Origin of the sequence: Anabaena sp. CCY 9402-a (assembly GCF_963920945.1) — a bacterium.
GTDB classification, from domain to species: domain Bacteria; phylum Cyanobacteriota; class Cyanobacteriia; order Cyanobacteriales; family Nostocaceae; genus Trichormus; species Trichormus minutissimus.
Window position 1 is genome coordinate 1 of sequence record NZ_CAWUDL010000120.1, and the last position, 11,022, is coordinate 11,022.

Sequence of the window (11,022 nt, forward strand, 5' to 3'; positions counted from 1 at the left end):
GGCTATTTGCATCGTCCTGAGTTGACAAAAGAGAAATTCATTTCCCACCCCTTCATTCATGAACCAGGCGCACGGCTGTATAAGACGGGAGATTTGGCACGTTATCAACCAGATGGCAATATTGAATACCTCGGACGGACAGATCACCAAGTAAAAGTACGAGGCTTTCGGATTGAGTTGGGAGAAATTGAGACAGCCGTCAATCAACATCCCCAAGTCAAACAAGCGGCGATAATTGTCCGGGAGGATCAACCAGGCGACCAACGTTTAGTAGCCTACCTCATTCCAGACGGGGAAGCACCAACAAGCGACGAGTTGCGAAACGCCCTCAAACAGCAACTTCCTGACTACATGATTCCCTCTGCCTTTGTAGTGCTTAATACTTTACCTCTCACACCTAACGGCAAACTAGACCGGAATGCTCTCCCCATCCCCGATATTAATATCACTTCCGAAAACTTTGTTTTACCGCATACACAAACGGAAGTCTTAATTGCTGACCTCTTCGCCTCACTCCTCGGAATCAAACAAGTTAGCATTCACGATAACTTCTTTGCCTTAGGGGGACATTCCCTATTAGCTACACAAGTTATTTCACGTCTGCGGGTAATCTTCCGCATTGAAGTACCCCTACGGTTATTATTTGAATCTCCCACAGTAGCGGAACTAGACCAAGCCATCCATAAACTACAGCAAACGGACTCAGGGTTACTCTCACCACCCCTTGTTCCTGTCACTAGAGATAATCAACCCATACCTTTATCGTGGTCACAGCAACGACTATGGTTTTTAGCCCAATTGGAATCCAGCAGTGGCACATACAATGTACCTGCGGCTTTACAATTGCAAGGATACTTAAATGTTGCAGCCCTAGAGCAAGCATTGCAGGAAATTGTCCATCGTCATGAAGTTTTGCGGACAAGTTTTCCCACCATCAATGGCGTACCTACCCAAGTAATTGTTCCTGCTGTTACTGTGACACTCCCACTCATCGATTTACAGGGATTACCAGAACAAGCTGAACAAGTTAAGCAACTGACAATCACTAACTCACAAACAACCTTTGACCTCGCCATTGCTCCCTTAATGCGATCGCAGTTGTTGTGTTTGGGTGAACAGTCTCATATTCTATTAATTAACCTGCATCACATTGTCTGTGATGGTTGGTCTGTGGGTGTATTCATCCAAGAATTATCAGCACTGTATACCGCCTTCACTGAGGAAAAACCCTCCCCCTTACCAGAGTTAGCAATTCAGTATGCTGACTTTGCGGTATGGCAAAGACAATGGTTGAGTGGAGAAGTATTAGAGAAAAAACTCAACTATTGGCAACAACAGCTAACAGGTGCGCCACCACTTTTAGAATTACCAATTGATCGCCCCCGTCCACCAATCCAAAGTTATCAAGGGGGTTACTATGGGTTTACACTGGATGCTGACTTGACAGCAAAACTCAAGAGTTTGAGTCAAAAATCTAGCGTTACCCTATTTATGACCCTGCAAGCGGCATTTGTAACGTTACTGCATCGCTACAGTGGTCAAACAGATATACTCGTGGGTACACCCATTGCTAACCGCGATCGCAAAGAAATAGAATCATTAATTGGCTTTTTTGTCAACACTTTGGTATTGAGAACCCAAATTACAGACAATCCCAAGTTTGCGGAATTACTGCAACAAGTCCGGCGAGTGTCGCTAGAGGCGTATGCTTACCAAGATGTACCCTTTGAGCAGGTAGTAGAAGCCTTACAGCCAGAACGGAATCTGAGCCACAGTCCCCTATTTCAGGTGATGTTTATTTGGCAAAATACCCCCTCTCAAAATTTTGAATTACCTGGTTTGAGTCTCACACCTTTACCTATTGAGACAGTTACAGCCAAGTTTGATTTAACCCTGTCAATGGAAGAAACTCCCCAAGGTTTAGCCGGGGGATGGGAATATAACAGCGATTTGTTTGATTTAGCAACTATTGAACGTATTGCTCATCACTTCCAGAATTTACTAATAGCAGTAGCCGTAAATCCAGAACAGTCTGTGGGTTTATTACCTCTGTTAACAGCTAGTGACGAACAAAAAATACTAGTTGATTTTAATCATACAGAGGCTGAATATCCCACTGATTTATATTTACACCAACTATTTGAAGCCCAGGTAGAACGAACACCTGATGCTGTGGCGGTGGGAATCGGGACTGGGGAAGAGTTAACTTATGCTGAGTTAAATACTCGTGCTAATCAACTAGCTTGCTACCTACAGTCTTTGGGTGTGGGTAATGAGAAAGTGGTAGGGATTTGTGTAGAACGTTCCCTAGATATGATTGTGGGTTTGTTAGCAACTCTCAAAGCTGGGGGTGCTTATGTTCCTCTTGACCCCAAATACCCGGCGGAACGTTTGGCGTTCATGGTAGAGGATGCTGAAATTGAGGTGCTATTAACACAACAGCCTCTAGTAGATTTACTACCAAAAACAACGGCAAAAATTATCTGTTTAGATACAGAGTGGCTAGCAATATCTGCCTACTCTCCCCACAGTCCACAGCCCACAGCCCACTCCCCCAATCATCTGGCTTATATAATCTACACCTCTGGTTCTACTGGTAAACCCAAAGGCGTGCAAATTATTCACAGTGCGGTGGTCAACTTCTTAACTTCAGTAGCGCAAGAACCAGGAATTACAGCCGCAGATGTGGTACTTTCCGTCACCACTTTATCCTTTGATATTGCGGTACTAGATATTTTCTTACCATTGATGGTGGGAGCAAAGGTGGTTTTAGTTAGTACCGAGATGACTAAAGATGGCTACGCATTGCAAAAGTTGCTACTGGAATCTCACGCTACAATCATGCAGGCGACACCAGCCACTTGGCGAATTTTGTTAGCTTCTGGGTGGAATGGTACAGAAAAATTAAAAATATTATGTGCTGGTGAAGCCCTACCCAGGGATTTAGCTAATCAACTACTCGCCAGAAGTTGTGAACTCTGGAATGCTTACGGCCCGACAGAAACGACTACCTGGTCAACAGTTTATCAAGTAGAACCAGGTGAAGGTAAAGTATTGATTGGTCATCCCCTCGCCAATACTCAAATTTATCTGCTGGATACTTACGGACAACCTGTACCAATTGGAGTCGCTGGGGAATTGCATATTGGTGGTGCAGGATTAGCGAGAGGTTATCGTAACCGTCCAGAATTGACTGCGGAGAAGTTTATTTCCAGTCCCTTTCAGGAAGAGAAATGTCTGTATAAAACCGGAGATTTAGCCCGGCATTTACCAGATGGAAATATTGAATACCTAGGACGGATTGACAATCAAGTAAAATTGCGGGGCTTTCGGATAGAATTAGGTGAAATTGAAGCCGGAATTATTGCCCATCCCCAAGTTAAGCAAGCCGTCGTCATTATCCGCGAAGACCAACCAGGGAATAAACGCTTAGTAGCTTATGTCGTTTCTCAACAGGAAACACCGACTAGCAGCGAATTGCGTAATTTACTGCAACAGCGACTTCCTGAGTACATGATTCCCAATGTCTTTGTATTCCTAGAAGCTTTACCCCTCACACCCAATAGTAAAATAGACCGTCGCGCCCTCCCTGCACCAGAGTTAGAAGCTAGCAACCAAGATGATGTAGTTAAACCGCGTAACCACATTGAAGAAAGTTTGGCTAATATCTGGGGTGAAATCCTGGGACTACAACAAGTCGGTATTCATGATAACTTCTTTGAGTTGGGTGGCGATTCCATCATTAGTATTCAGGTAATTGCTCGCGCCAATCAAGCAGGGATACAGCTAACACTCAAGCAGATATTCCAACATCAAACAATTGCTCAGTTAGCAGCAGTCTGCACAATGGGTAGTATCCCAGCAGAACAAGGTTTAGTCACTGGAGAATTACCTTTAACTCCGATTCAGCATTGGTTCTTTGCACAAAATTCACCCCAACCAGACCACTTCAATCAATCTGTACTACTAGAAGTACAGCCAGATTTGCAGCCAGAATTATTACAGCAGGTAGTCCAAAAGCTATTAGAACATCATGATGCTTTACGGCTGAAGTTCTGGCGCGATGATTCCCAATGGCAGCAGATTAATAGCGATGCTGTCAATACTGTACCTTTTGATGTGATAGATTTATCAGAGCTTAGTCCCAAACAGCAACAAGAGACAATCACAGCATTAGCAGCAAAATTACAAGCTAGCTTGAATGTGTCCGCAGGTGAATTAATGCGGGTAGTGCTGTTTAAGTTGGAGACAGATAAACCCAGTCAATTACTCATCATCATTCATCACTTAGCGGTAGATGGAGTCTCCTGGAGAATTTTATTAGAAGACTTTTCGACTGCATACCAACAACTCAGCCGTGGAGAAACTATTCAACTACCACCCAAAACAAACTCCTTTAAAGATTGGGCAACACATTTACAAGAATATGGGCAATCGCCTGCTCTAAAATCAGAAATAGCATACTGGCTCACCCAGTCCCATAATCTCCCCCTACCAGTAGACTATCCCAACGGTAAAGCCCACAACACCGTTGCTAGTGCGACTCAAGTATCAGTTAGTCTCAGTGAAGAAGAAACTCTAGCACTGCTACAAGAAATCCCCCAAGTCTACAATACCCAGATTAACGATATTTTACTAACTGCCTGCCTCCAAAGTTTTAATAATTGGACAGGTAACAATTCACTCCTCATCGACTTAGAAGGTCACGGAAGAGAAGAACTCTTTGCAGATATCAACATCTCCCGGACAGTAGGTTGGTTCACTTCCATTTTCCCCATTCTCCTATCACTTGACACAACTCCCTTCCTCAGAGACTCCGCCTCTCTGGGTGAAACCAATCAAAACCCAGGAGAAGCCCTAAAATCCATCAAAGAACAACTACGCAGCCTACCCCAGAAAGGCATAGGCTACGGAATCCTACGCTATCTCAGTGATGACGAACAGATGCGCCAGCTAGCCAGTAAAGCCGAGGTATGTTTCAACTACCTAGGACAATTTGACCGCATCCCCCCCGGAATTATCCAAGGCTTTGCCAAAACATCCACCGGAGCAACTCAAAGTTCTTTATCCCATCGTCCGCACTTATTAGAAATCAATGGAATTGTAGCAGAAGGCAAACTACACATCAATTTGACTTACAGCGAAAAAGTGCATAAACAAAGCACCATTGAACACCTAGCCAACGATTTCATCACCGCCTTACAAACACTCATCCACCACTGTCAGTCAGCCACCGGCGGATACACCCCATCTGATTTTCCCGCAGCCGAGTTAAATCAAGACGAGTTGGATGCTTTGTTAGCAGAAATCGATGAATAAAAGTAGGGGAGAAAAACTAATTCAATAAATGAGTAATGAGTAATGAGTAATGAGTAAATTACGAATTAAAAGGAAACCATGACCATCTCAGAACAACCAACCAAAAGTAAAAACGTCGCCGCTATTTATCCGTTGTCGCCAATGCAGCAGGGGATGCTGTTTCATACTCTGTACTCACCGGAGTCGGGTATTTACTTTGAGCAATTTATTTGCACAATTAGCGGTAACTTAAATGTGGCAGTGTTTAAGCAGGCTTGGCAACAAGTAGTAGAGAGACATCCTGTATTAAGAACGCTGTTTGTGTGGGAAAATCGCAAAAAACCCTTACAGATTGTCCGCCATCAAGTTACCTTACCCTGGACTGAGTGCGATTGGCGTTTACTTGCTCCCTCGGAACAGCAAAAACAAGTAGAAGAATTTTTGGTGAGCGATCGCACTCAAGGCTTTAAATTAGATCAAGCTCCCCTGATGCGCTGTGCTTTGTTGCGACTGGGAGAAAATACTTATGAACTGGTTGCTAGTTTTCATCACTTATTAGTAGATGGTTGGTCACTACCGATTCTGTTTCAAGAAGTGTTTACTTTCTACGAAGCTGGAAATCGTGGTGAGCGTCTATCTTTAGCTACTCCCCGTCCTTACCAAGAGTATATTACTTGGTTGCAACGTCAAGATATTGCTGCGGCGGAAAACTTTTGGCGGCAAAACTTACAAGGGTTTACTGCACCGACACCTCTAGGAGGAAACCGGGGTGTACATCATCAAGGTAATTTTTTAGACATAACTTTTGAGTTATCATCCCAGATTACGGATACCCTACAAAGTTTTGCTCAACAGCACCGTGTCACCCTTTCTACTTTAGTACAGGGAGCTTGGTCAATATTACTGAGTCGCTACAGTGGGGAATTGGATGTAGTTTTTGGGGCTACGGTATCCGGTCGTCCTCCAACTTTGGTAGGGGTGGAATCAATGGTGGGTTTGTTTATTAATACCCTACCGGTGCGGGTACAAATCCCGGAAGATACGGCGATTGTACCTTGGTTGCAATATTTACAAACCCAGCAAATAGAACGAGAGCCATATTCTTACAGTCCCTTGGTCGATATTCACGGCTGGAGTGAAATTCCACGGGGAATGTCGTTATTTGAAAGCTTGGTAGTATTTGAAAATTACCCAGTAGATGCAGCACTACAAGAACCTTTAGCAAGTTTAGAAATTGATCATGTCCGGGTTTTTGAAATTAATAATTATCCTTTAACCTTAGTAGTAGCAGCGCAGCAGACATTATCTGGCAAGATTATATATGATAGCGATCGCTTCGATGCTGATACTGTTACCCGCATGATGGGGCATTTTCAAAATTTATTAACTGCGATCGTTACTCAGCCAGAGTTACCAATTACACAAGTAGCTTTAATTAGTAATACAGAGAAACAACAGTTAATCTCAGCCTGGGATGCCCATAAAATAGAATACTCTAGCAATTACTGTTTACATCAATTGTTTGAGCAGCAGGTAGAAAAAACACCTGATGCCGTGGCTTTAGTATTTGGTGAGCAAAGTCTGACATACAGTGAGTTAAATGTGCGTGCTAATCAATTGGCGCATCATTTGCAATCTTTGGGTGTCAAGCCTGAGACGCTGGTGGGTGTCTGCGTGGAACGTTCTTTTGAGATGATGGTGGCTTTACTAGGAATTCTCAAAGCTGGCGGTGCATATCTCCCCCTTGACCCAGATTATCCGGCTGAACGTTTGGAGTTTATGCTGGCGGATGCTCAAGTATCGGTGTTGGTAACACAGTCGCAATGGTTAGATATTTTACGGGAGTTTTCTGCTAACAAGGTTTGCTGGGATACAGACTGGCAAGTTATCAGCACTCTCAGTCCAGAAAATCCTGTGAGTCAGGCGATACCGGAAAGTTTGGCTTATGTAATTTATACCTCTGGATCTACGGGTAAACCGAAGGGGGTAATGGTCAATCATGGCAATGTGACTCGTCTATTTGCGGCGACGCAGGATTGGTTTAAGTTTGATGCTAGGGATGTTTGGACTCTGTTTCATTCCTACGCTTTTGATTTCTCGGTGTGGGAAATGTGGGGGGCTTTGTTGTATGGCGGTCGGTTGGTGATTGTGCCTTTTTGGGTGAGTCGTGACCCGAAGGCGTTTTATGATTTGCTGCTGCGGGAGGGAGTGACGGTGTTAAATCAGACTCCTTCGGCTTTTCGACAGTTGATTTGGGTGGAAAGTTCACGCAGAGACGCGGAGGCGCAGAGAGGAGGAGATGAGAAGATTGCTTTGCGGTGGGTGATTTTTGGGGGGGAGGCTCTTGACCCAACTAGTTTATTACCTTGGTTTGAAAGACATGGGGATGCTTGTCCGCAGTTGGTTAATATGTACGGGATTACGGAAACTACTGTTCATGTGACTTTCCGTCCGTTAAGTATGGCGGATGCTGGGAGTCGCAGTAGTGTGATTGGTGTAGCGATTCCTGATTTGCAAGTCTATATTCTGGATGAGCATTTACAGCCTGTTCCTATTGGGGTGCGGGGTGAAATGTATGTTGGTGGTGCTGGGGTAGCACGCGGTTATCTGCATCGTCCAGAGTTAACCCAAGAAAGATTTATTCGATTGGGGATTAGGGATAATCCTGTCACCTATAACCCTCTCTACAAAACTGGTGATTTGGCTCGCTATTTACCCAATGGGAATATTGAATACTTGGGACGAATTGACCATCAAGTAAAGGTTCGCGGTTTCCGTATTGAGTTGGGAGAGATTGAGGCGGCGTTGAATCAACATCCTGTGGTGCAGGAAAATGTGGTGATTGCTCGTGAAGACACTCCAGGAAATCACCGTTTAGTAGCTTATATTGTGGCTGATGCGGTTAAGTCTGAGTCTCCACAAATCCCCAGCACTACCAAAGAAACGACTTGGACAAGTCCCCAACTATTAATTAATGAACTGCGTCAGCATCTAGAGGGACAATTACCTGATTATATGATTCCCTGGGCTTTTGTACTGCTGGATAGTTTACCGCTAACTACCAACGGTAAACTAGACCGCCGCGCCCTCCCATCCCCAGATTTAGATCAAAATCGCCACACTAGTTTTGTCTCCCCACAAACTGAAACAGAACAGGCGATCGCTGATATCATATCCTCTGTACTAGAAATTACCAAAATCGGCATTCATGATAACTTCTTTGAACTAGGTGGACATTCCCTCTTGGCTACTCAAGTGGTTTCCCGCTTACGGCAAACTTTCACCATTGAGTTACCCGTACAAACTATTTTTCAGAGTCCCACCATCGCCGGACTAGCAGAAATAGTCATTGGTAAACAATTAGAACAAGTAGATGATGATGCCTTGGCACAGATTTTAGCTGAAGTCAATCAGTTATCATCCCAAGAAGTCAAACTGCAATTAAATAAAGATGAGAGCATTTAATTAACTCATCCTCTCCCCTACGCCCCTCTGCGTTGAAAATTCCCTAGCTACTTATTGCACAAATGCCCAGACAATAGTATCGTAAATTTCGTGTGTGCTGAATCACATCACCATAAGATTTTTATGTACGGCTGATGCAAACTCTGTGTTTGAATCGTCGCTATTGTCATGACTTGTTCTGATACAAAATCCCAATTAATCAGCCCCTTTATTTGTGTAGCCACTAGGTTTAAAAGGGTTTTGCAAAATAAAGTTTTAACATGAATTTATTTAGTAGAGAATTCTGGAAACAATTTTTAGCGATCGCCAAACCTTATTGGTATCCTAGAGCTACTGAAGATAGAAAATTTATCAAGGTTTTATCGTCCTGGTTGTTGCTGGCTTTGGCAATTGGTCTAGTTATAGCAACTAACGCCATCAACGTCTACAATAGTTTTGTCACCAGAGACTTAATTGACTTACTCGAAGAGCGAGACATACCTGCTTTCTTTCGGCTGTTATTCATCTATGCTAATCTGCTGATTATCTTGATACCTTTAGTTGGGATTTTGCAATATTTGAGAAAAAAGATTGCCCTAGATTGGTATCAATTTTTAAATAATCACATCCTAGATAAATATTTTCAAAATCGCGCCTATTACAGAGTTAATTTTCGTACAGAAATCGAAAATCCAGACCAAAGAATCGCTCAAGAAATAGAACAAATTCCGCAAATTGCTACGCAAATCTTCTTTGTGGTAGTAGAAAAAACTTTGGAAATTGTGAGTTTTTTAGCCGTGATTTGGTCTATCTATAGACCTGTAGCAGTGATAATAGTTATTTATGGGATATTAGGTAATATTGTTGCTGGGTATCTCAGTCAAAGATTAATTAAAATTAGCACTGCTCAATTAGAAGGTGTCGCTGATTACAGCTATAGCTTAACTCACGTCCGCAACAATGCCGAATCGGTGGCATTTTTCCAAGGCGAAGAACAAGAAGCAGATATAGTTAAGCGCAGATTTGCTAAATTAATGGACGCTAAAAAACAAATGATTGGATGGTTGCGAGACCAACAAGTATTTGTCACCAGCTATCAATCTTTTTTGAGCATATTACCTTTTCTTGGCATTGCACCATTATATTTTTTCAATCAAATCGAATTAGGAGAAGTGAGTCAAGCTAGTACAGCCTGTAGTATATTTGCTGGTGCATTATCTGTATTGGTGACAGAGTTTGGTGGTTCTGGTAAGTTTGTCAATTTGGTGGAACGATTATCTACTTTCTCCACTATTTTAGAAGTCACCAAGGCGAAGAAAACAGGTAAGAAAATTGAGACATTAGAAGCCAATCGGTTGGAATTGCAAAATTTGACTTTACAAACTCCCAACTATGAGAGGGTAATAGTTAAAGATTTATCAGTGTTTGTAGAATCGGGTAAAGGTCTATTAATAGTAGGGGCTAGTGGCCGTGGTAAGAGTTCTTTATTGCGAGCGATCGCCGGTTTATGGGAAGCTGGTACTGGTCGCATCATCAGACCTAAACTAGAAGAAATTTTGTTTTTACCCCAACGTCCCTATTTAATTTTAGGAACTCTCCGCGAACAGCTTTTATATCCCAACCAAAATCGTCAAATGAAAGACGAAGAATTAGAACAAGTCTTACAACAAGTTAACCTCTCCGATTTAACATCCAGAGTAGGTGGCTTTGATGCAAATGTTTATTGGGAAAACATTCTCTCTTTAGGCGAACAACAACGTCTAGCTTTTGCCAGATTATTAGTGATTCGTCCCCGCTATGTAATTTTAGACGAAGCAACCAGTGCCTTAGATTTAAAGAACGAAGAGAAACTCTATCAACAGTTGCAACAAAGCGGTACAACTTTTATTAGCGTGGGACATCGAGAGAGTTTGTTTAATTACCATCAATTGGTTTTGGAACTCTCAGAAGAATCAAATTGGCGACTCGTCCCCATAGAAGAGTACAGTATTAACCGCGAATTCATTCAGCTATCGGAGACAGAACCCATAAAGGTGCTAGAAATTGTACCTGATAAACCCCTCTCGGAAGAATTAGATTTGACGGCACTCAAAATTGACGGATTACGAAAATTATGCAAAGAAAAAGGTATTAAATGGCGCAATGCACGTGGTACAGGTAAACACTTAACCAAAGGCGAAATGTTAGCCATGTTGAACGAAATTGTGGTCTGACTCCAGGATGAAGAGTAATGAGTAATGAGTAATGAGTAATGAGTAATGAGTAATGAGTAATGAGTAA

3 protein-coding genes are annotated in these 11,022 nt (G+C 42.8%); all 3 read left to right on the forward strand.

The window, feature by feature from the left end; translation table 11 throughout:
* Positions 1-21: 21 nt before the first annotated feature.
* Complete coding sequence (locus tag ACM0OR_RS26535) at positions 22-5,319, forward strand: amino acid adenylation domain-containing protein (RefSeq protein WP_414579417.1); 5,298 nt, start codon at positions 22-24, stop codon at positions 5,317-5,319.
* 78 nt (positions 5,320-5,397) lie between these two features.
* A complete protein-coding gene (locus ACM0OR_RS26540) occupies positions 5,398-8,763 on the forward strand; it encodes a non-ribosomal peptide synthetase (RefSeq protein WP_414579418.1) in 3,366 nt (1,121 codons plus the stop codon).
* 260 nt (positions 8,764-9,023) lie between these two features.
* Positions 9,024-10,955, forward strand: coding sequence for an ABC transporter ATP-binding protein/permease (locus ACM0OR_RS26545; RefSeq protein ID WP_414579419.1), 1,932 nt, complete (start codon positions 9,024-9,026; stop codon positions 10,953-10,955).
* Positions 10,956-11,022 lie beyond the last annotated feature (67 nt).

Coding starts and splice junctions, on each gene's coding strand:
- ACM0OR_RS26540 (WP_414579418.1), top strand. CDS start 5,398: ATGACCATCTCAGAACAACCAACCAAAAGTAAAAACGTCGCCGCTATT.
- ACM0OR_RS26545 (WP_414579419.1), top strand. CDS start 9,024: ATGAATTTATTTAGTAGAGAATTCTGGAAACAATTTTTAGCGATCGCC.